At 68.1% G+C, this 23,055-nt stretch carries 14 protein-coding genes; 10 read left to right on the top strand and 4 right to left on the bottom strand.

Features of this window, described 5'->3' with window-relative positions:
* Positions 1-8: 8 nt before the first annotated feature.
* Entirely contained in the window at positions 9-1,061 is a 1,053-nt protein-coding gene (gene selD, locus JX283_RS01030) for a selenide, water dikinase SelD (RefSeq protein ID WP_204828934.1), read from the top strand.
* Between the two features lie 231 nt (positions 1,062-1,292).
* Here the strand turns inward: selD and JX283_RS01025 are convergent, their stop codons facing one another.
* The 3 genes from JX283_RS01025 to JX283_RS01015 form a co-directional block, all read right to left on the bottom strand.
* Positions 1,293-2,372: an extracellular solute-binding protein gene (locus JX283_RS01025; RefSeq protein ID WP_204828933.1), complete on the bottom strand. Its 1,080-nt coding sequence runs from the start codon at positions 2,370-2,372 to the stop codon at positions 1,293-1,295.
* Positions 2,369-3,322, bottom strand: coding sequence for an ABC transporter ATP-binding protein (locus tag JX283_RS01020; RefSeq protein WP_204828932.1), 954 nt, complete (start codon positions 3,320-3,322; stop codon positions 2,369-2,371). The genes JX283_RS01025 and JX283_RS01020 overlap by 4 nt, the downstream gene beginning before the upstream one ends.
* 1 nt (position 3,323) lies before the next feature.
* Positions 3,324-4,979 (bottom strand): iron ABC transporter permease, encoded by a 1,656-nt coding sequence (locus tag JX283_RS01015; protein WP_204828931.1) that lies wholly within the window; start codon positions 4,977-4,979, stop codon positions 3,324-3,326.
* A 461-nt stretch (positions 4,980-5,440) separates the two neighbouring features.
* Between JX283_RS01015 and JX283_RS01010 the strand changes: the two genes are divergently transcribed.
* A complete protein-coding gene (locus tag JX283_RS01010; RefSeq protein WP_204828930.1) occupies positions 5,441-6,817 on the top strand; it encodes an NCS2 family permease in 1,377 nt (458 codons plus the stop codon).
* A 70-nt stretch (positions 6,818-6,887) separates the two neighbouring features.
* Positions 6,888-8,165 (top strand): amidohydrolase family protein, encoded by a 1,278-nt coding sequence (locus JX283_RS01005; protein WP_204828929.1) that lies wholly within the window; start codon positions 6,888-6,890, stop codon positions 8,163-8,165.
* A gap of 92 nt (positions 8,166-8,257) precedes the next feature.
* On the opposite strand, the gene JX283_RS01000 is transcribed toward JX283_RS01005, so the two are convergent.
* Complete coding sequence (locus JX283_RS01000) at positions 8,258-8,929, bottom strand: transcriptional regulator (protein ID WP_204828928.1); 672 nt, start codon at positions 8,927-8,929, stop codon at positions 8,258-8,260.
* Between the two features lie 449 nt (positions 8,930-9,378).
* Here JX283_RS01000 and ssnA point away from each other — a divergent pair, with 449 nt between their 5' ends.
* From ssnA to xdhA (JX283_RS00965), 7 genes are all read left to right on the top strand, one after another.
* Positions 9,379-10,722, top strand: a complete 1,344-nt coding sequence (gene ssnA / locus JX283_RS00995) for a putative aminohydrolase SsnA (RefSeq protein ID WP_204828927.1) — start codon at positions 9,379-9,381, stop codon at positions 10,720-10,722.
* Between the two features lie 54 nt (positions 10,723-10,776).
* Positions 10,777-13,773, top strand: coding sequence for a putative selenate reductase subunit YgfK (ygfK, locus tag JX283_RS00990; RefSeq protein ID WP_204828926.1), 2,997 nt, complete (start codon positions 10,777-10,779; stop codon positions 13,771-13,773).
* Between the two features lie 97 nt (positions 13,774-13,870).
* Positions 13,871-16,537 (top strand): selenium-dependent xanthine dehydrogenase, encoded by a 2,667-nt coding sequence (xdh, locus tag JX283_RS00985; RefSeq protein WP_204828925.1) that lies wholly within the window; start codon positions 13,871-13,873, stop codon positions 16,535-16,537.
* Positions 16,538-16,618: 81 nt separating this feature from the next.
* Positions 16,619-18,952, top strand: a complete 2,334-nt coding sequence (xdhA, locus tag JX283_RS00980; protein WP_204828924.1) for a xanthine dehydrogenase subunit XdhA — start codon at positions 16,619-16,621, stop codon at positions 18,950-18,952.
* Positions 18,953-18,955: 3 nt separating this feature from the next.
* Positions 18,956-19,846, top strand: a complete 891-nt coding sequence (xdhB, locus tag JX283_RS00975; RefSeq protein ID WP_204828923.1) for a xanthine dehydrogenase subunit XdhB — start codon at positions 18,956-18,958, stop codon at positions 19,844-19,846.
* Positions 19,837-20,340 carry a xanthine dehydrogenase subunit XdhC gene (gene xdhC, locus JX283_RS00970; RefSeq protein ID WP_204828922.1) on the top strand — a complete coding sequence of 168 codons (504 nt, stop codon included), beginning with the start codon at positions 19,837-19,839 and terminating at the stop codon, positions 20,338-20,340. Before xdhB ends, xdhC begins: the two co-directional genes overlap by 10 nt.
* Positions 20,341-20,553: 213 nt before the next feature.
* Positions 20,554-22,872: a xanthine dehydrogenase subunit XdhA gene (xdhA, locus tag JX283_RS00965; RefSeq protein WP_239652404.1), complete on the top strand. Its 2,319-nt coding sequence runs from the start codon at positions 20,554-20,556 to the stop codon at positions 22,870-22,872.
* The last annotated feature ends 183 nt before the right edge of the window (positions 22,873-23,055 follow it).

Here is a 23,055-nt window from a genome sequence, read left to right as displayed (position 1 = left end):
GAAGAACCATGACCCAGCCGATCAAGCTCACCAAGCTCGCGGAGTGCGCGGGGTGCGGCGCCAAGGTGGGTGCCGGCGAGCTCGCCAGGCTCCTGGAGGGCCTCGACGTGCGCCGCGACCNCAACCTGCTNGGGGGCTTCGANAAGAGCGACGACGCCGCGGTGTACAGGGTCTCCGAGGACCTCGCCATCGTGGAGACGCTCGACTTCTTCCCGCCCATCGCCGACGACCCCTACACCTATGGCGCCATCGCCGCCGCCAACGCCCTCTCCGACGTCNGGGCCATGGGCGGCGAGCCCAAGGTGGCCCTCAACATCATGGCCGTCCCCGAGGACATGCCCAAAGACGTGGTGCACCAGATCCTCCGCGGCGGCTACGAGAAGGTCTACGAGGCCGGCGCCTCCATCGTGGGCGGCCATTCCATCTACGACGAGGAGCCCAAGTACGGCCTGTCCGTCACCGGCTTCNNGGAACCGGGCTCCANGTGGACCAACGCNTNNGCCCGGGAGGNAGACGTCCTCGTCTACACCAAGCCCCTGGGTATCGGCATCGTGGTGACCGCCGCCAAGGGCGGCCTCGCCACGCCCGAGCAGCTGTCGCTCGCTGAGGAGGCCATGATGCGCCTCAACCGCTGGCCCCACGACGTGGCCCTTGAGGGCGGCTTCACCGTGGACGCCGCCACCGACGNCACNGGCTTCGGCGTCATGGGGCACCTGCTGGAGATGGCCCAGGGGGCCGGCCTCGCCTGCGAGGTGGACGCCGGCGCCTTCGACNNGCTGCCCGGCGCCCTGGAGGCGGCGAGGCTGGGTCTGCTGCCCGCCGGCACCTACCGCAACCGCCANTTCGCCGCGGACTACGTGGACGGCGGAGACACCGAGCTCGCCCTACTCGACCTGCTCTTCACCCCCGAGACCTCGGGCGGCCTGCTGTTCGCCGTGCCCGCCGAGGAGGCGGATGCCTTCGTGGCGACCCTGACGGCCGACGGGCGCGTCCTGGCGGCCTGCGCCGTGGGCCGTATGGTGGCGGCAGGGGAGGGCGCCCCACGCATCCGCGTGCGCTGACCGCCGTCCCGGCACCTGTCCCAACACCCGGGCACTTTTGTCCCACGGCGGGGCCGAGGCGCACCGCCGGCCTGGCGNGCGCCTCGACCCTACCGATAGATATCGCAACATGCGAAGTGACAGATGGGCCAGGCACCGCTGTCGCATCAGGCGTCAAATGGAGGGCCCCTCGGCGAGCGGACGTTCGCTCGTCGAGGGGCCCTTTGCGGCGAGGGGGTTTGGGGTGCGGCCCTACTTCGAGCCCTCCTGGACCTCCTTGCCGCTCGTCATCTGGTCCCACCTCTCCAGGACAGCGTCGCGTATCTCACCGAACTGCGAGATATCCTCCTTCATGAGGGCCTTCTCGTCGAAGTCCAGCTCCACGCCCTCGAGGGACGGGATGCAGAGCTTGATGGTGTTCTTCTTGTCGATGGCGGCCAGCTCCTTGAGGTTCTCGTCGCTAGAGAAGAGCCACTCGATGAACTCTTTGGCGCCGTCCACGTTGGCGGCACCCTTGAAGGCGGCCACGCCGTCGGGCATGTAGGGCATGCCGTCCGTGGGCTGGATGGTGTGGATGTCGTCGGTGAGCAGGTCGTCCAGGGTGCGGTCGAGGTAGGTGATGCCCACGGCGATCTCTCCCTGGGAGACGCGGGTGGCCGGGTCGCTGCCGCGCTTGGTGTAGAAGGGGATGTTGGCGTTGAGCTCCTCGAGGTACTTCCAGCCGTCGGTCTCGCCCATGGTCTGCAGGATGGCGGCCACGGCGGCATAGTTGGTGCCGGAGACGGCGGGCGAGCTCATGACGATCTCGTCCTTGTACTCGGTCTTCACCAGGTCGGTCCAGGCGGCGGGGGAGGAGGCGCCGACCTCCTTGAGCAGGTCGTCGTTGGCGATGAAGCCCACCACCGTGACGCCCTTGGAGAACCAGTAGTTGTCGGGGCTCTTGAAGCCCTCGGCGAACCTGTCGGCGTCCGGGAAGTCCACGGCCTCGAGCAGGCCGTCGGCGGCCGCGGCCATGAACGAGTCGATGCCGCCGCCGAACCACAGGTCGGCGCTGGGGGTGCCNNCNTCGNCCCGGAGCTTGGAGAGCNCGTCGCCGCTCGACATGGAGACGAACTCCACGGGCATGCCCTTGTCCTTGGTGAACATGTCGAACAGGGCCTTGTACGACTCGTTGGTGCACACCACCTGGAGGNTCTTGTCCGAGGAGGCGCCCCCCTGGTCGGAGGAGGAGCCGTCGTCCGAGGAGGTGCCGTTGCATCCGGCCAGGGCCGCGGCGGGCACGAGGGCTGCGGCNGCACCGATGAACGACNTTCTCGAGAGGTTGAGCTTCATGACGCTGTTCCTTTCCATGTGAGCCTATGGGCTATGTCGAGAAACACGGAAGAGCCCACGGTGAGGTGCTCCCGGTTTTGCGACCGGATGGTGATGGGGTGCCCTGAGACCGACACCGTGTAGGAGAGCTCGTCGCCGAGGAAGGTGCACGACTCCACGGTGCCCTCCCACGGGCCGCGGTCGACCACGGCCACGTCCTCGATGCGGGCGAACACGGGGCCGTCCGGGCCGNGCAGCTCGTTCACCGGGCCGAGGAACCGGGCGCNGAANTCGTCGGCGGGGTGGAGGTAGACCTCCTCCGGGGTGCCCTGCTGCAGGATCCTGCCCCCGTCCATGACGGCCACCGTGTCGCCGAGGGCCATGGCCTCCCGCTGGTCGTGGGTGACAAAGAGCATGGTGAGGTCGAAGTCGCGCTGGATGGTGCGGATCTCGCGGCGCATGGCCTCCCTGAGGCCCGTGTCGAGGTTGCTCAGGGGTTCGTCGAGCAGGAGCACCTTGGGTTTGAGCACCAGGGAGCGGGCGAGGGCCACGCGCTGCTGCTGACCGCCGGAGAGCTGGGCCGGGTAGGCGTCGGCCAGCTCCCCCATGGCCNCCGAGGCGAGCATGGACCGTGCCTCGGCGCGGCGTGCGGTGCGGTCCATGCCGTGGCACTTGAGCCCGTAGGCCACGTTCTCGAGGACCGTCATGTGGGGGAAGAGCGCGTAGGACTGGAACACCGTGGAGACGGGCCGCTCCTCGGGGGGCAGCCCGACGATGTCGGTGCCGTCCACCTCGACGGTCCCCGCGTCCGGGGCGAGGTAGCCGCCCACCATGCGCAGGGTCGTGGTCTTGCCGCAGCCCGAGGGGCCGAGCAGGCAGCAGATGGTCCCCCGCTCCACCCCGAGGTCCATGGCGTCCACCACGGCGGTNTCGCCGTAGNGCTTGGTGAGTCCTTCNATCNGNAGGAACATCTCAGCGACGCCCCCTTCCCGCCAGACGCCATGAGACCAGGTCCACGGCGAGGGTGATGGCGATGAGCACGACGGCGATGGCGGCGGCGTAGCCGTAGCGGCCGCCCGAGAGCGCGTCGAAGAGCTGGACGATACCGGTCTTGGTGCTGGGGGCCACGAGGAACACCACGGCGCCGTAGGCCATCATGGCGCTCGAGAACCCGTTGAGCAGGCTCACGGCCACCGCCTCGCGCAGGTTGGGCCAGAGCACGGAGGAGAAGCAGGTGAGCTCGCCCGCCCCCAGGTCGGCCGCGGCCCGGTCGAGGTCCCGGGGCACCTGGCCGAGGGCGTTGGAAAAGGCGTCCACCGAGACGGTGNGCTGCCTCGCGGCGAGCACGGCCACGATGACGGCGCCCGTCCCGGTGAGCTTGAGGGGGCCCGAGTTGAACGAGAGGATGTAGCCGAGGCCGAGGCAGGTGCCCGGCAGCATGTAGGGCATGGCGGCGGCGAACGAGAGGAGGGGCGAGCCGGCGACGTGCCNGCGGTGGCAGAAGTAGGCCACCGCCGCCCCCAGGGCGCAGCCGACGAGGGCGGCGAGGGCGCCGTAGGCCATGCCGCGGCCGAGGGGCGCCAGGTCGAAGTCGACCAGGTGCCGGAAGTTCTCCAGGGTGAAGGGCGCCCCCCAGCCCATGCCCCGCACGAAGGCACAGCGCACGATGGCGAGGTAGAGCACGGCCACGAAGGCGGCGAAGGCGCAGGCCACGCAGGAGAGCACGGCCGCCGCGGGGCCCGTGAGCCGCCAGGTGCCGGCGTCGCCCTCGCCCATGGTGCCCGCCACCAGCCGCTCGGCCTTGGCGTCCAGGTGCCGGCGTGCCCCGTAGGCTGCCACGGCGCACGCCAGGAGGCAGATGTTGAGCACGGCCGCCCCGGCCAGGTCGCCGTAGCCGGTGAGCTGCACGTAGATGCGGGAGGCCACGGTCTCGAAGGCCCCGCCGATCACCACGGGGGTGCCGTAGTCGGAGACGGAGCGCACGAATGTGAGCAGGAAGCAGGCGGCAAGGGTGGGGCGCACCAGCGGCATCACCACGTCGAGGAACACCCGGGTGCCCGACGCCCCCAGGTCGGCGGCGGCGGCCATGAGGCGTCGGTCGATGCGGGAGATGCTCGCCTGCAGCAGCATCACGTTCACGGCGCAGAAGAAGAGCCCCTGCATCACCACGATGCCGAGCCAGCCGTAGGGGTCGCACGACAGGCCGAGCAGCCCATGGGTCACCAGGCCCCGCCGGCCGAAGAGCTGGATGTAGGCGAGGGACGCGAGAAACGGGGGCGATACCATGGACAGCAGCGCGGCGCCGCGGGCGGCCGTGCCCAGCCGGAGAGGCCCGAAGGCACCCACCACGGCCACCGCCAGGGCCACGGCGCAGGAAAGGGCGGCGGCGAGCATGCCGCAGAACAGCGAGTTCGCGATCAGGGGTGACGAGTCGCCCAGGACCTTGGCAAAGCGTGCCGCCGCCGCGGCAGGCCCCCCGTCGAGGCTCCTCGCGAGCATCGCCACGATGGGCCATGCGCAGAACACCGCCACGAGGGCCACGGTCAGGGCCAGGGCCCCGTCGGCCCCCACCGCCTGGAGCCGGTGGCGTCGTCTCAGGGTCGCGTTGTCGGGAGGGGTGGCTGTCACAGGGGTCTCTCCGGGCGGGTGGGTCGGTATGTCAAGAGGATCCTGTCTGTCATACCCCAAGACCACCCACCGAGACTCCCTCGTTATATTTCTGCTGGGTCAACGGTGTGCCTTCCCGCGTCGACGGTAGGGATGCCGTGGTCCGGCCATGTCAGATGGATTNCAATCGATTTTCAATGGATAATCAGATATACCATTTGGCGACAATAAGGGACCGTCCATCCGGATGGCGNCCGTCCGTTGGGTGTAAGGGACCGNCTATGGGGCAAACNGAAAGGCATATGCACTAACAAAGAGTTCGGTCATCGAGGACCGGACCCTGCCCTCGGTCACCCGGTCTGCAGTCCCCTGTATGGAGGTGATGGACGGCTCCCAGGACGGCGCGTCCTTGTGCGCTCTAGCGAATGTCCTCGGGAGAGGGGCTGCAAGCAAGTCAGCTACCCACCCTGATTGGAAGCGCAATGGAAGAGAAGCTCGACTCCCTGTTCCACCTCAAGGAGCGTGGAACCAACGTCAAGACGGAGTTCATCGCCGGCCTCACCANCTTCGTGACGGNGGCCTACGTCCTGGCCGTCAACCCCTCCGTGCTGGCCGACGCCGGCATGGACCATGGTGCCGTGTTCACCGCGTCGTGCCTTATCTGCATCATCGGCTCGCTGCTCATGGCGTTCCTGACCAACTTCCCGTTCCTGCTGGTGCCGTCCATGGGCCTCAACGCCTACTTCACCTACACCATCGTGGTGGGCATGGGCTACTCCTGGCAGGTCTCCCTGGCCGCCGTCATCGTCGAGGGAATCGTCTTCGCCATCATCTCCCTCACCAAGCTGCGCGACCTGCTCGCCGACGCNNTNCCCTTCGGCCTGAAGAAGGCCATCNCCGCCGGCATCGGTCTGNTCATCACCATCATCGGCCTCAAGGGCTCCGGCCTGCTGCAACCCAACGAGTCCACCTACGTCTCCATGGTCTCGTTCAACGGTACCGTCCAGGACGGCACCTTCTCCACCCTGGGCATCTGCGCCCTGCTCGCCCTCGTGGGCGTCATCATCACCGCCGTGCTCATGGCCAAGAACGTCAAGGGCAACATCCTCATCGGCATCGTGGCCACCTGGGTCCTCGGCATGATCTGCGAGGTCTGCGGCGTCTACGTCCCCAACCCCGATGCCGGCTTCTCCACCCTGTTCCCCGACTTCTCCAACGGCCTCGCCGTCCCGTCCCTGGCCCCCGTGGCCTTCCAGGCCGACTTCACGCAGTTCGCCACCGTCGGCTTCGTGGCCGTCGTCATCGCCATCCTGTTCGCCTCCATCTTCGACACCCTGGGCACCCTCATCGGCACCGCCACCAAGGCCGGCCTCGCCGACGAGGACGGCAACATCCCCGGCATCGGCAAGGGCCTGCTGGCCGAGGCCGTCACCACCATCTGCGCCGGCTTCATCGGCTCCAGCCCCACCTGTGTGGCCGTGGAATCCAAGGCCGGCGTCGCCGAGGGCGGCCGCACCGGCCTCACCGCGGTCTTCGGTGCCGTCATGTTCGCCATCGCCCTGCTCCTCAGCCCCATCTTCCTGNCCATCCCGAGCNTCNCCACCNNCCCCGCCCTCATCATCGTCGGCTTCCTGATGATCGGTGCCTGCTGCGCCGTGGACTGGGACGACCCCACCGAGGGCGTTCCCGCCTTCATCACCCTGGCCGCCATGCCCTTCTTCTACTCCATCGCCGAGGGCGTCTTCCTGGGCATCATCTCCTACANACNCATCAACGCCTGCGCCGGCAAGGCCAAGAAGGTAAGCCCCCTGCTCTGGGTGCTCACGGTGCTCTTCATTATCAAGTACTTCTTCATCTAACCGTTCTCCGCGCGATTCCGACAGGCCGTGCCCCTGCGGGGGCACGGCCCCGTGAAGGAAAGGAAGCACCATGGCAGAGAAGACCTTCACCATCAAGGGCGACATCGTCTGGTCGGCCGGCCCCACCGAGCTCGCCGCCGTCAAGGACGGCTACCTGGTGGTCGTCGACGGCCTCGTGGCCGGTGTGTTCCCCGAGCTGCCCGCGGAGTACGCGGACATCGAGCTCGTCGACAAGACCGGTATGCTCGTGATGCCCGGTCTCGTGGACGCCCACGTCCACGCCCCCCAGTACGCCTTCCGCGGCACCGGTCTCGACCTCGAGCTTCTCGACTGGCTCAACACCTACACCTTCCCCGAGGAGGCCAAGTACGCCGACCTCGACTACGCCGAGCGCGCCTACGACATCTTCGTCGACGACCTCAAGAACTCCGAGACCTGCCGTGCCATCGTCTTCGGCACGCTCCATGTGCCTGCCACCGAGATGCTCATGGACAAGCTCGAGGCCACCGGTCTCAAGAGCTACGTGGGCAAGGTCAACATGGACCGCAACGGCGCCCCGGGCCTCGAGGAGGACACCCGCCAGTCCCTGGCCGACACCGAGCAGTGGCTGGCAGACACCCGCGACCGCTACGAGAACACCAAGCCCATCCTGACCCCGCGCTTCACCCCGAGCTGCACCGACGAGCTCATGGAGGGCATCGGCAAGCTCAAGGNGGCCCAGAANGTGCCGCTCCAGAGCCACCTGTCCGAGAACCTCTCCGAGATCGACTGGGTGGCCGAGCTCTGCCCTTGGGCCTCGTGCTACGGCGACACCTACCTGCAGACCGGCCAGCTCGCGGGCCCGGCAAAGTCCATCATGGCCCACTGCGTCTACTCCACCACCAACGAGGTGGAGATCCTCAAGGGCACCGGCTGCTACATCGCGCTCTGCCCCGAGTCCAACGCCGACCTGGCCAGCGGCATCGCCCCGGTGCGCATGTACTTCGACCTGGGCNTGAACCTGGCCCTGGGCAGCGACGTGGCCGGCGGCCCGCACCTGTCCATGTTCTCGGCCATCGCCCACACGGTCTCGCTGTCCAAGCTGCGCTGGCGCTGCGTGGACGAGTCGCTGAAGCCCATCACCATTCCCGAGNNNATCNACATCGCCACCGTGGGCGGAGGATCGTTCTTCGGCAAGGTGGGCACCTTCGAGCCCGGCTTCGAGGCCGACATCCTCGTCCTCGACGACTCCGGCATCCGCTCCACCGTCGACCTCGACACCCAGCACCGCCTCGAGCGCTTCTGCTACGAGGCCAACGCCGGCGGCCGCGTCGACGCCAAGTTCGTCGCCGGGCGCCAGATCTTCTAGGGCTAGCCCCGGACGCCTTCCATGGAAGGGGGCCGCATCCCACCGGATGCGGCCCCCTTCTCTTATATATGTGCGTGGGTCGGGGAGGGCGGTCAGCGGCCNNCGTCGTCCTTGGCCCCCTCGNCCGCGGNGTTGGCCTCGTCGAGGTAGCTGTAGAGGGTGTACTTGGAGATGCCGAAGTAGGAGCACACCTTCTGGCTGGACTGGCGCACCAGGAAGGCGCCGGAGTCGTTGAGAAAGCCGATGGCCTTGATGCGCTCGGCCTTGTTCATGAGGGCCACGGGCTTTCCCACCAGGCGCACGCTCTGCTCGATGAGGTCGTCGAGCAGGTNGGAGACGNTGTGGNGGNTGGTGGGGGCGTTCTCCTCGGCCGAGGCCTCANGGGCGGTGAGGGTGCCGATGGAGTTCTGGGCGGCCACGAGCATCGTGATGTCGAAGTTGATGGAGAGCAGGGCCGTGGGCCTGCCGTCGTCGTCGCGGTAGAAGACGGTGCTCGACTTCAGGATGCGGCCGTCCTCGGTGCGGGTGATGTAGGCGTAGCGGTCCTGGAGGGCCCGTGGGTCGCCGCTGAGCGACTGGAGCACCACGTTGGAGGGGCCGTCCCCGATGAAGCGGCCGCTCACGTGGCCGTTCTCGATGGCCACCACGGTGTGCTGGGGGTCGGCGGCCTCGAGGTNGTGGATGACCACCTCGCAGTTGGGGCCGAACTGGGCGGCCAGGCCCTTGGCCAGGCGGCTCAGAAACTCGATTCGTGCTGACGTCACGGATGCTCCTCCCACCATGGGGTCCCGATGGTTAGACAGTATAGAGGTCCGCGGCGGTATCCCCTCGTTTTTTGTCGATATTCCCACAAGGGAATAACGGGGGACAAGGAAAAAAGTAATGATTAGGGGAGTGGGGGAGGGCGCCGCCCTTCCGGTCCACGGTGAACGGTCCCTGTAAAAATCAGCCGCCGGCGCTGGTGGTTTCTTCCGCTTGCGCCGCAAATCGACCGCACGCCGAGAGCGCGGGGGCATCCCTTCCTTCTCATGCCAAGATGGGATACAGACAAAAAGTTTGGCTCCAAAACGCAAGCTGTATTTTGTCTGAACGGCCGGACATCCGGTCCGGGTCCTGTCCTTGGGGCGAACACGGATGGCGGGGCATGAGAGGGCCCATGCCACGGTCTGTTTTAGTCGTAGCTGATCTGCGACACGGCACAAGGAGACACCCTATGCTGCTTATCGGTAACGGAAGGGTCATCACCCGCGACGCCGCCAACCCCTACCTCGAGCAGGGGGCCGTCCTCATCGACGGGGACACCATCGTCGAGGTGGGCGACGAGGCGGCCCTCAAGGCTGCCAACCCCGGCGCCGACTACGTCGACNCCCACGGCGGCGTCATCATGCCGGGCCTNGTCAACTGCCACACGCACATCTACTCCGGCCTCGCCCGCGGCCTGGCCATCAAGGGCTGCGACCCCCACAACTTCCTCGAGAACCTCGAGCAGCAGTGGTGGAACATCGACCGTCACCTCACCCTCGACGGCACCCGCGCCTGCGCCTATGCCACGGTCCTCGACTCCATCCGCGACGGTGTGACCTGCATCTTCGACCACCACGCCAGCTTCAAGGAGATCCCGGGCTCGCTCTTCGCCATCAAGGACGTCTGCGCCGAGCTCGGCATGCGCGCCTGTCTCTGCTACGAGGTCTCAGACCNCGACGGCGTCGAGAAGCGCGACCTGGGCATCAAGGAGAACGCCGACTTCGCCCGCTGGTGCGCCAAGGAGGACTCCTCCATGATCGCCGCCATGTTCGGCGGCCACGCCACCTTCACCCTCTCCGACGAGACCATGGACCTCATGGCCGAGGCCAACGACGGCCTCACGGGCTTCCACNTCCACNTGTNCGAGGGCATGAACGACGTCTACNACTCCNTGGAGAACCACTACGGCGTGCGTCCGGTGGAGCGCCTGCTCAACCACGGCCTGCTCGGTCCCAAGACCATGCTCGGCCACTGCATCCACGTCACCCCNGCCGAGATGGACATCGTCAAGGAGACCGGCACCTGGCTCGTCAACAACCCTGAGTCCAACATGGGCAACGCCGTGGGCTGCTCGCCGGTTCTCGAGTTCTTCCGCCGCGGCATCCCCGTGTGCCTGGGCACGGACGCCTACACCAACGACATGCTCGAGAGTCTCAAGGTCTTCGTGGCCATCCAGCGCCACAACGCCGGCATGCCCAACGTCGCCTGGGGCGAGGCCATGGCCATGTTGTTCCAGAACAACCCCGCCATGGGCGAGAAGTACTTCGGCCGTACCCTGGGCAAGCTCGCCCCCGGCGCCGCCGCCGACGTGGCCGTCTTCGACTACAACGTCTTCACCCCGTTCTCCGAGGAGAACGTCGACGGCCACTTGCTCTTCGGCATGATGGGCAAGAACTGCCGCACCACCGTCATCAACGGCCGCGTGGTCTACAAGGACCGCGAGTTCGTGGACGTGGACGAGGCGGCCATCAACGCCTGGACCCTCGAGCAGTCGAAGCTCCTCTGGGGCGACCTCAACGACCGTCAGTACTGATCCTCACCCCAAAGGAAGCGGCCGGAACCCCCGGCCCCGACAGATAGGACACCCATGAGCGACATCATGCGCCCCATCGGCTTCGACCACCTCATGACCTGGATCCTCGACGAGTACCGCACCAAGGGCACCGTCTTCGGCGAGCAGCGCGTCGTGCGCTGCGACCCCGAGCGCGCCTTCCCCATCTTCGACGAGCGCATCGAGACCCCCTTCGGCATGGCCGCCGGCCCCAACACCCAGCTCGCCCAGAACCTCGTGGCCGGCTATGTGTGCGGTGCCCGGTTCTTCGAGCTCAAGACCGTGCAGAAGATGGACGGAGCCGAGCTCTCCGCCTGCGTCCCCAAGCCCTGCATCCTCGCGTCCGACGAGGCCTACAACTGCGAGTGGTCCACCGAGCTCACCGTGCCCCAGGCCTTCGCCGAGTACGTCAAGGCCTGGGTGGCCTGCAAGCTCATCGCCCGCGAGTTCGGCTTCGGCGACCCCGACGGCTTCGTCTTCAACATGAGCGTGGGCTACGACTACGAGGGCATCACCACCCCTAAGATCGACGCCTACATCGAGGGCATGAAGGACGCCTCNGACACCGAGGNCATCAAGGANGCCATCGCGTGGACCCGCGNCNNCCTCGACCTGTTCGAGGTGGTGGACGAGGCCTTCGTCGACTCCATCACGCCCCATGTCTCCGCCTCCATCACCGANTCCACNCTCCACGGCTGCCCATCCGCCGAGATCGAGAAGANCGCCACCCACCTCATCTGCGAGAAGGGGCTCAACACCTACGTCAAGTGCAACCCCACGCTCCTCGGCTACGAGTTCGCCCGCACCACCCTCGACGGCCTGGGCTACGACTACGTCGCCTTCGACGACCACCACTTCGTCGAGGACCTTCAGTGGGCCGACGCCGTTCCCATGATCGAGCGCCTGCGCGCCCTCTGCAACGAGCGCGGCCTCGAGTTCGGCGTGAAGCTCACCAACACCTTCCCGGTCGACGTCACCCGCTCCGAGCTCCCCAGCGAGGAGATGTACATGAGCGGCCGCTCCCTCTACCCGCTCTCCATCGCCCTGGCCGCCAAGATCGCCGAGCGCTTTGACGGCACCCTGCGCATGTCGTACTCCGGCGGCGCCGACGCCCACAACATGGCCGACCTGGTCTCCGCCGGNATCTGGCCGGTCACCGTGGCCACCACCATCCTCAAGCCCGGCGGCTACGAGCGCCTCTNCCAGATAACGGGCCTGCTCACCGAGCTGCCCGGNGAGGCCTTCACCGGCGCCGACCCCGAGCGCATCGCCGAGCTCGCCGACGAGGCCGCCCACGGCGACGCATGCCGCAAGCCCATCAAGCCGCTGCCCGAGCGCCACATCCCCGGCGAGCTGCCGATCACCGACTGCTTCACGGCCCCGTGCCGCCACGACTGCCCCATCCACCAGGACATCCCCGGCTACCTCCGCGCCGTGGACGAGGGCCGCTACGCCGACGCCCTGCGCATTGTCCTCGAGCGCAACGCCCTGCCCTTCATGACCGGCACTCTCTGCCCGCACCACTGCACCGACGCCTGCATGCGCAACTACGTCGACGCCCACGTGCTCATCCGCGAGGCCAAGCTCGAGGCCGCCAAGCGTGGCTTCGCCGCCGTGGCCCCCGCCCTCGCCGCCACCGAGAAGTCCTCCGACCGCCGTGTGGCCATCGTCGGCGGCGGCCCCGCCGGCCTCGCCTGCGCCTGCTTCCTCACCCGCGCCGGTGTCCCCGCCACCATCTTCGAGCGCGCCGAGTCCCTCGGCGGCGTCGTGCGCCACGTGATCCCCGGCTTCCGCATCGCCGACGAGGACATCCAGAAGGACATCGACCTCTGCCTGGCCTACGGCGCCGAGGTGCGCTGCGGCGTGGAGGTGGACTCCGTCGACGCCCTCAAGGACGAGGGCTTCACCGACGTCGTCGTGGCCACCGGCGCCTGGGCCCCCGCACCCCAGGTCCTCTCCGAGGGTGGCGAGCTCGACGCCCTGGAGTTCCTGGCCCAGGCCNAGGAGTNCCCGGAGACCCTCGACCTCGGCACCGACGTCGTGGNCATCGGCGGCGGCAACACCGCCATGGACGTGGCCCGTGCCGCCAAGCGCATNCCCGGCGTCGAGAACGTGCGCCTCGTCTACCGCCGCAACCGCCGCTACATGCCCGCCGAGGAGGAGGAGCTTGTGTTCGCCCNCGAGGNCGGTGTGGAGTTCATGGAACTCCTGAGCCCGGGCAAGCTCCACGAGGGCAGCCTCACCTGCGACGTCATGGCCCTCGGCGCCCCCGACGCCTCCGGACGCCGCCGTCCCGAGCCCCCGGGCGAGACCGTCGAGGTGCCCGCCACCTCCGTCATCGTTGCCGTGGGCGAGAAGGTCGAGTGCGGCCTGTTCGAGTCGGCCGGCGTGGAGCTCACCGACCGCGGCATCCCCGCCGTGTCCGCCAACCTTGCCAGCAACGTCGAGGGCGTCTGGGTCTCCGGCGACGCCCGCCGTGGGCCGGCCACCATCGTGGAGGCCATCGCCGACNCCGCCGTGGTCGCCGCGTCNATCTCGGNCTGCGACTTCNACGGCCAGTCGGCCCAGAACATCGACCCCGAGTACGGCCGCGCCCTGGCCACCCGCGGCGACGTGGCCCACGACTGCGGTCACTGCACCCCCACCCGCTGCCTCGGGTGCCCCACGGTGTGCGNGGCCTGCGTCGAGGTCTGCCCCAACCGGGCCAACGTCGCCGTGCGCGTGCCCGGCATGCGCCAGCGCCAGANCGTCCATGTTGACGGCATGTGCAACGAGTGCGGCAACTGCGCGGTCTTCTGCCCNTACTCCGAGGGCCGTCCCTACAAGGACAAGCTCACGGTGTTCTGGGGTGAGGAGGACTTCGAGAACTCCGAGAACGAGGGCTTCCTCGAGGTCGACGGCGGCGTGAAGGTGCGCCTCGACGGCCAGGTGGCCGTCTTCGACCCCGACGACGGCGACTGCGGGCTCCCCGACGGGGTCCGCAGGACCATCCAGGCGGTTCGNAGGGACTACGCCTACCTCCTCTGCAGGTAAGGGAGAACGNGGACCGTTCGACTTCNAATAGTCGAACGGTCCTTCTCATGGGACCGGAATTCAAGGGAACAGATATTTCAGTAGGAAGGAGTGTCCCGTGGAAGACGTCTACACCTTCACCGTCAACGGGTGCCAGGTGAGCACCTCCGAGAAGAAGCCCCTGTTGCGCTTCTTGCGTGACGACCTGCACCTCACCTCCGTCAAGGACGGGTGCAGCCAGGGAGCCTGCGGCACCTGCACCATCGTCGTCGACGGCAAGGCCCAGAAGGCCTGCGTGCTCAACACCGCCAAGGCCGAGGGCAAGACCATCGTCACCTGCGAGGGCCTCACCGACGCTGAGAAGGACGCCTTCGTCTACGCCTTNGNCGCCNAGGGCGCCGTCCAGTGCGGCTTCTGCACGCCCGGTATGGTCATGGCGGCCAAGGCCCTCATCGACGGCAACCCGGANCCCTCCGAGGACGACGTCAANAAGGCNATCAAGAACAACATCTGCCGCTGCACCGGCTACAAGAAGATCATCGAGGCCATCCAGCTGGCCGCGGCGGTGCTGCGCGGCGAGGCCCCCGTGGACGAGGCCCTCGAGAACGGCGCCGACGGCTTCGGCGTGGGCGACCTCGCCTTCCGCCTGGACGTCCGCGAGAAGGTGCTCGGTTACGGCCAGTACCCCGACGATATCTACGAGGAGGGCATGGTCCACGCCAGCGCCCTGCGCACCCCGCACCCCCGCGCCCGTGTGGTCTCCATCGACACCTCTGANGCCCTCGAGGTCCCCGGCGTGCTCGCCGTGCTCACGGCCGAGGACGTCCCCGTCAACAAGGTGGGCCACCTCCAGCAGGACTGGGACGTCATGATCGCCGAGGGCGACGTCACTCGCTGCGTGGGCGACGCCGNGGCCCTCGTCGTGGCGGAGAACGAGCGCGCCCTCGAGGAGGGCAGGCGCGCCGTCAGGGTGGAGTACGAGGTCCTCGAGCCCGTCNNCAACGTGCATGAGGCCGCCGCCGAGGGCGCCCCCGCCATCCATGAGGGCGGCAACCTCTGCCAGCAGCGCCACATCACCCGCGGCGACGCCAAGGCGGCGCTCGCCGAGGCGGCCCACACCGTCACCGAGAGCTTCACCACGCCCTTCACCGAGCATGCGTTCCTCGAGCCCGAGTGCGCCGTGGCGTGGCCCACGGAGGGTGGCGTGCGCATCGTCACCACCGACCAGAGCGTNTTCGACACCCGCAAGGAGGTCGCCCACATGTTCGGGTGGGACGACGAGCCCGAGCGCGTGGTGGTGGAGAACGCCCTTGTGGGCGGCGGCTTCGGCGGCAAGGAGGACGTCTCCGTGCAGCATCTGGCCGCCCTCGCGGCCCGCGCCGTGGGCCGTCCGGTGAAGGCCAAGCTCACCCGCGACGAGTCCATCCNCTTCNATCCCAAGCGCCATGCCATGGAGGCCACCTTCACCGTGGGCTGCGACGCCGACGGCGTCCTCGTGGGCCTCGACTGCGACGTCTACTTCGACACCGGCGCCTACGCGTCGCTCTGCGGTCCCGTCCTCGAGCGCGCCTGCACCCACGCCCCGGGCCCCTACTGCTACCAGAACACCGACATCCGCGGCTACGGCTACTACACCAACAACCCGCCCGCCGGCGCCTTCCGCGGCTTCGGCGTCTGCCAGACCGAGTACGCCCTCGAGGTCTGCCTCGACCTCCTCGCCGAGAAGGTGGGCATCTCGCCCTGGGAGATCCGTTACCGCAACGCCATCGAGNCCGGCAAGGTGCTGCCCAACGGCCAGATCGCCGACTGCTCCACCGCCCTCAAGGAGACCCTCGAGGCCGTGCGCGACGTCTACGAGGCCAACGCCGACCACGCGGGCGTGGCGTGTGCCATGAAGAACGCCGGCGTGGGCGTGGGCCTGCCCGACAAGGGCCGCGCCCGCATCGTGGTCCGCGACGGCGTGGCCTGCGTCTACTGCGCGGCCTCCGACATCGGCCAGGGCTGCAAGACGGTCTTCGCCCAGATGGCCTGCGAGGCGTCGGGGCTGCCCCTGGACAAGGTGCGCATGATGCCCGTGAGCAGCGAGCTCGGCCCCGACTCCGGCACCACCTCCGGCTCGCGCCAGACGCTCATCTCCGGCGAGGCCGTGCGCATGGTGGCCGCCGACCTCCGGGCCGACCTCGACGCGGCCGGCGGCGACCTCGCGGCCCTCGAGGGCCGCGAGTACTACGAGGAGTTCTTCGACCCCACCGACAAGCTCGGCGCCGACGTGCCCTATCCCAAGAGCCACGTGGCCTACGGGTTCGCCACCTCCGTGGCCATCCTCGACGAGGAGGGCTACGTCGACCAGATCTGGCAGGCCCACGACTCCGGCAAGGTGGTCAACCCCATCGCCATCCAGGGCCAGATCGAGGGCGGCGTGCTCATGTCCATGGGCTACGGCCTCACCGAGGACTTCCCCCTCAAGGACTGCGTGCCCACGGCCAAGTTCGGCACCCTGGGGCTGCTCAGGGCCGACCGCATCCCCGACATCCACGCCATCTACGTCGAGAAGGACGAGCTCCTGCCCTTCGCCTACGGCGCCAAGGGCATCGGCGAGATCAGCTCCATTCCCACGGCCCAGGCCATCGCCGGCGCCTACATGGCCCGCGACGGCAAGGTCCGCAACAAGCTCCCCATGGAGGACACCNCCTATGCTAGGAAGCCCAAGAAGGCCGCCAAGATGACGCCCNNNCAGATCGCCGCCGCCATGGCCGCCAANAAGGCCGCCAAGAAGGCCGAGTAGGGGAGCGTCGGCAGGAAACCGCGCATCCCCGGGGCCCCAGCCCCGGAGGCGCCAGGAGATCTTTTGAAAGAAGGTCGATCGATGAAGGAGTTCAAGGAGGTAGGAAGGCCGCTCAAGAGAGTTGACGCCTTCGACAAGGTCACGGGCAGGGCCAAGTACNGCTACGACCTCNTGNCCNCGGACCACCTGGTGGCCAAGATGGTGCTCGCCACCGTCGGCAACGGCCGCGTGGTGTCCATCGACACCAGCGAGGCGGAAGAGATTCCCGGCGTGGTGGGTGTCTACACCTGCTTCGACCCCGACCTTCCCCAGCAGCCCTTCGGCACCGCCGGCCACCCCTGGTCGTGCGACCCGGGCCACCAGGACATCCAGGACTGCAACATCCTCACCCAGCGCGTGCGCCAGTACGGCGACGTCGTGGCCGCGGTCGTGGCCGAGGACACCGTGGCGGCCGACCGCGCCGTGCGCGCCGTCAAGGTGGAGTACGAGGAGTACCCGCTCGAGCTCACGCGCTTCGAGGCCGTGGACCGTCCCGAGGACTTCCCGCCGCTGCACGAGGCGCGCCCCAACAACATCATCGCCCACGTGGACAACCGCACCGAGGTCCAGGGCGGCTACGAGACCGTCGAGCAGATCCTCGACGACCCCCAGTGGCACCGCACCCACATCGAGGTCAAGACACCGCGCCAGTCCCAGGCCCACATCGAGCTCTGCCTCTCCTTCGCCTACGGCGAGGGCGACCGCATCGTGGTGGTCTCCTCCACGCAGCTGCCCCACATCTGCCGCCGCATCGTGGCCCAGGCACTCGGGCGCCCGTGGGGCGACATCCGCGTGATCAAGCCCTACATCGGCGGCGGCTTCGGCAACAAGCAGGACATCCTCTACGAGCCCCTCAACGCCTGGCTCTGCGAGAAGGTGGGCGGCCGCTGCGTGCTGCTCGAGCTCACCCGCGAGGAGGTCTTCGCCTACACGCGCTCCCGCCAGCCCAAGGAGTGCCACATCGACGCCGCGTGGGACGACGACATGAACCTCAAGGCCCGCAGCCTCGAGGGCTGGTCCAACCAGGGCTCCTACGCCGCCCACGGCCACGCGCTCATGGCCAACACCGCCAACTCGTTCCGCCAGGAGTACTCCGCCAAGGAGCTGGCGCACCACGGCGTGGCCACCACGTTCTACTCCAACGAGACCTGCGCCGGCGCCATGCGCGCCTACGGCGTGCCCGAGGGCAACTGGGCGGCCGAGGTGCTCATGAGCGACATCGCCTACGACATGGGCTGGGACGGCGCCGAGTTCCGCCTCAACAACTTCATGGAGCTCGGCTACAAGGACCCGTTCTGGCCCGGCCCCCTCTGCTGCTACTCCCGCGGCATCGACGAGTGCGTGGCCAAGGGCAAGGAGCTCATCGGCTGGGACGAGAAGCGCGCCGCCTACAAGGACCAGACCGGCCCCGTGCGCCGCGGCGTGGGCATGGCCCTCTTCTCCTACAAGACGTCGGTGGCCGGCCTCTCCCTCGAGACCTCCAACGTCCGCATGCACCTCGCCCAGGACGGCTCCATCATGCTGCAGATGGGCGCCACCGAGATCGGCCAGGGCGCCGACACCGTCTTCTCCCAGATGGCCGCCGAGACCGTGGGCGTGCCCACCGAGACGGTCCACATCGTCAGCCAGCAGGACACCGACGTCACGCCCTACGACTCCGGCGCCTACGCCAGCCGCCAGACCTACGTGGCCGGCACCGCCTGCCGCAAGGTGGCCGAGGAGCTGCGCGAGAAGATCCTCGACTACGCCGCTTTCCTCAACCCCAAGCGCCAGGGCCCCTTCGACATGCGCGACGGCGTCATCTACGACGTCGCCGGCAACGAGGTGACCACCATCGGCGAGGTCTCGATCCAGTCGTACTACCACCCCACCAACGCCAAGCAGATCGAGGCCCAGGACGGCATCAACGTCCAGGAGAACACGTTCGCCATGGGTGCCTGCTTCGTCGACCTCACCGTGGACATCCCCATGGCCAAGGTCACGGTCAACGACGTGGTGGAGGTGCACGACTCCGGCGTGATCATCAACCCCAAGACCGCGGAGCAGCAGGTCCACGGCGGCATCGCCCAGTCCGTGGGCATGGCGCTCTCCGAGGAGCTGCTCACCAACCCCAAGGACGGGTCCATCCGCAACAACAACCTGCTCGACTANAAGATCCCCACCATGATGGACCTGCCCGACCTCACGGCCGACTTCGTGGAGACCTACGACCCCACCGGCCCCTACGGCAACAAGGCGCTCGGCGAGTGCCCGTGCATCCCCGCCGCCCCCGCGGTGCGCGATGCGATCCTCAACGCCACGGGCGTCAAGTTCTACGAGGCGCCCATGACCCCTCAAAGGCTCTTTGAGGGATTCAAGAAGGAGGGATTGATCTAACCTATGNATGACATCACCTACTTCCACGAGGCAACGAGCGTCCAANACGCCGTGAGGCACCTCNCNGAACACCCCGAGGCCAAGGTGATCGCCGGTGGCACCGACGTCCTGGTCCAGATCCGCGAGGGGCGCTTCGGCCCCACGGAGCTGGTGTCCATCCACGAGCTCAGAGACGAGCTCTNNGGAGTCACCCTCACCGACGACGAGACCATCTGCATCGGCCCGATCACCTGGTTCCAGGCGGTGAACCGCGACCCCATCTGCCAGGAGCGCATCCCGGTGCTCTGCGACGCCTGCGACACCCCCGGCGGCCCCCAGCTCCGCGTCTCCGGCACCATCGGCGGCAACGTGGCCAACGGCATCACCTCGGCAGACACCGCCTCCACGCTCTTCGCCCTCGGCGCCAGGATGGTGCTCGAGGGGCCCGACGGCCAGNGCGTGGTGCCCATCGAGGAGTGGTACGCGGGCCCCGGCAAGACCGTGCGCGAGCAGAACGAGCTGCTNGTCTCCATCCANATCCCCCGCGACCATTACGAGGGGTTCACCGGCGACTACATCAAGTACGGCAAGCGCAACGCCCTGGAGATCGCCACCATGGGGTGCTGCTGCCTGGTCAAGCTCGCCGCCGACCATGAGACCATCGAGGACGTCCGCTTCGCCTACGGCGTGGCCGGCCCCAACCCGTGCCGTTCCAAGGCGGCCGAGGGCGCCGCCCGGGGCAAGACCGTGGCCGAGGCGGCTGCCGTCGTGGGCGACGCCGCCCTGGAGGACCTGCACCCCCGCGACTCCTGGCGCGCCTCCAAGGACTTCCGCATGCAGCTGATCAAAGAGATGACCCGGCGCGCTCTGGTGAACGCCGCCAACAAGGGAGGTTCCAGCGCATCATGGANATGAGAATCCTGAGCTGCACCGTCAACGGCAAGCCCGTCCAGGTGGGCTACGACGTCCGCGAGTGCCTTCTCGACACCCTGCACGACCGCCTCGGCCTCACCTCCGTCAAGCGTGGCTGCGAGGTGGGGGAGTGCGGCGCCTGCACCGTCCTCATCGACGGCGTGGCCACCGACACCTGCCTCTACCTCACCGCGTGGGCCGAGGGCAAGACCATCGAGACCGTCGAGGGTCTCCAGGCCGCCGACGGCACCCTCGACCCCGTCCAGCAGGCCTTCATCGACGAGTTCGCCGTCCAGTGCGGCTTCTGCATCCCCGGCATCATCATGTCGGCCGAGGAGCTCGTGCGCTCCGGCAAGACCTACACCCGCGACGAGATCCGCAAGGCCCTCTCGGGGCACCTCTGCCGCTGCACCGGCTACCAGAACATCGTCACCGCTGTTGAGAAGGCCGTGAACCTCGTCAACGGCATGGTGGGGGAGGACGGCGGCGCCGCCTGACGCCCGGAACGTGACCGTGCGGCGCCCCAGGACCTGGCGGGAGCGGGGCGCCGCACGGAATGCAAGGAGACAGGGGACCGGCGGGAGGGCTCGAGGGCCCGCCCCTCGGCCGACTGCACCTTAGCTTCGAGCATACTCCTCGGACTCCCGCCATAGCACCCGCGTCTACACTCACGTTTTCCCGAAGGGGTAACTATGGCCATAGGAAGAAGCGTGACGCGCGTCGATGCCATCGACAAGGTCACCGGCCGAGCCCAGTTCACGGCCGATCTCGTACCCAACCCCCACCTCGTAGCCAAGGTGGTGCGCTCCACCATCGCCTCGGGACGGGTGGTGTCCATCGACACCTCCAAGGCCGAGAGGCTTCCGGGCGTGGTGGGCGTCTGGACCTGTTTCGACCCCGACCTGCCCAGCTACCAGATCTACACCGCCGGCCACCCGTGGGTGGTCGACCCGGCCCACCGCGGCGACATCGAGGACCGCAAGATCCTCGACGCCAGGGTGCGCCAGTACGGCGACAACATCGCCGCCGTCGTCGCGGAGGACTCCGTGACCGCCGACAGGGCCGTGAGGCTCATCGAGGTGGAGTATGAGGAGTACCCCATCATCTTCGACTACGAAGACGCTGTGAACCCGCCGGCCGGTGCCCCGCCCGTCCACGAGGAGTGCCCCGGCAACGTCCACGCCGAGTGGGACACTCGCACCGACCTCGAGGGCACCGGCTACGGCTCCATCGAGGAGATCCACGCCGACCCCCGGTGGCACCACGGCTCCTACACCATGGCCACGCCGCGCCAGCAGNAGGCCCACATCGAGACGTGCCTGTCCTACTGCTACATGGAGGGCAAGCGCATCGTCTGCGTCACCTCCACCCAGATCCCGCACATCATCCGCCACTCCATCGGCCTCGCCCTCGAGATTCCCTGGGGCGACGTCCGCGTGATCAAGCNGTGCGTGGGCGGCNNCTTCGGCAACAAGCAGGACGTGCTATACGAGCCCCTCAACGCCTGGCTCTGCAAGAAGGTGGGCGGCCGCTGCGTCCTGCTCGAGCTCACCCGCGAGGAGGTCTTCTCCTGCACGCGCTCCCGCCAGCCCAAGCNCTTCNTGGCCGAGGCCAGCTGGGACGACGACATGAACCTCGTGGCCCGCTCCTGCGAGGGCTACTCCAACTCCGGTGGCTACGCCAGCCACGGCCAGGCCATCGTCGCCAACGGCCAGGGNTNGTTCCGCTACATGTACTCGGGTCAGGAGAAGGCCTGCTACACCAAGGCCCTCACCTACTACTCCAACCAGTCCACCGCCGGCGCCATGCGCGCCTACGGCGTGCCCGAGAGCACCTGGGCGGCCGAGTGCATGATGAGCGACATCGCCTACGACATGGGCTGGGACGGCGCCGAGTTCCGTCTCAACAACGCCATCAAGCTCGGTTACTCCGACCCGTTCTGGCCGGCGCCCCTGGTCTGCGTCTCAAACGGGCTGCCCGAGTGCGTCGAGCGGGGCAAGGAGCTCATCGGTTGGGACGAGAAGAGGCGCCTCTACGCCGACGAGACCGGCCCCGTGCGCCACGGCGTGGGCATGGCGCTCCTGTGCTACAAGTGCTCCGTCGCCGGCCTCGAGCTCGAGACCGCCAGCGCCCGCATGCTGCTGGCCGAGGACGGCTCGGTCGTGCTCGAGCTCGGCGCCACCGAGATCGGCCAGGGCTGCGACACCGTCATGTGCCAGATGTGCGCCGACGCGGTGGGCGTGCCCTTTGAGGCGGTGCACATCCTGTCCACCCAGGACACCGACGTGAGCCCCTACGGCGCCGGCGCCTACGCCAGCCGCCAGACCTACGTCACCGGCATCGCCATCAAGAAGGTGGCCGCCCAGCTCCGGGAGAAGATCCTCGCCTACGCCGCGGGCCTCATCCCNGACGGCCAGAACCTCGACCTCGTGGACGGCCAGATCGTGGGCGGCCCCGACAGGGACCACCTCGAGCCCCTCATGGGCCTCGGCGAGCTCTCCTGCATCGCGTACTACTCCCGCACCGACTCCCAGCAGATCAGCGCCGAGGGAACGGCCCAGACCGACCTCAACTCCTTCTGCCTCGGCGCCTGCTTCGTGGAGGTGGAGGTGGACGTCCCCCTGTGCAAGGTGGAGGTCAAGAACGTCGTCCAGGTCCACGACTCCGGACGCATCATCAACCCGGCCACGGCCTCCGGCCAGGTCCACGGCGGCATCGCCCAGTCCGTGGGGTTCGGCCTGTTCGAGGAGCTCATCGAGGACCCCGCNACCGGCCGGACCCTGAACGACAACTTCCTCGACTACAAGATCCCCACCATGCTCGACCTGCCCGACCTCACGGCCGAGTTCGTGGAGACCTGGGACCCCACGGGCCCCTTCGGCAACAAGTCCCTGGGGGAGCCGCCGGCCATCCCCGCCGCCCCGGCCATCCGCGACGCCATCCTCGACGCCACGGGCGTGAAGCTCTACGAGGCCCCCATGACGCCCCAGCGCCTCTTCGAGGGGTTCAAGGAGGCCGGCCTGGTCTGACGTTCTTCCAAATAGTGTGCCCATAGCACAAGCGTGGGCCGTACCCTTCGGTTTCCCCTTATTTTCCGTTCGCAGAACCAAACTGAACGTTTGGGGAACGGGCGTGTAAGNTGGAATGAAAATAAGGGGATGCACTTCAACGGGTTCTCTTATTTTCCCTGTACCGCGGGCGCGGCCCACGCC

Origin of the sequence: Olsenella sp. CU969 (assembly GCF_905219715.1) — a bacterium.
Lineage (GTDB): Bacteria > Actinomycetota > Coriobacteriia > Coriobacteriales > Atopobiaceae > Granulimonas > Granulimonas faecalis.
The sequence above is the reverse complement of the archived record's forward strand: the minus strand, read 5'-3'. Positions and strand labels throughout refer to the sequence as shown.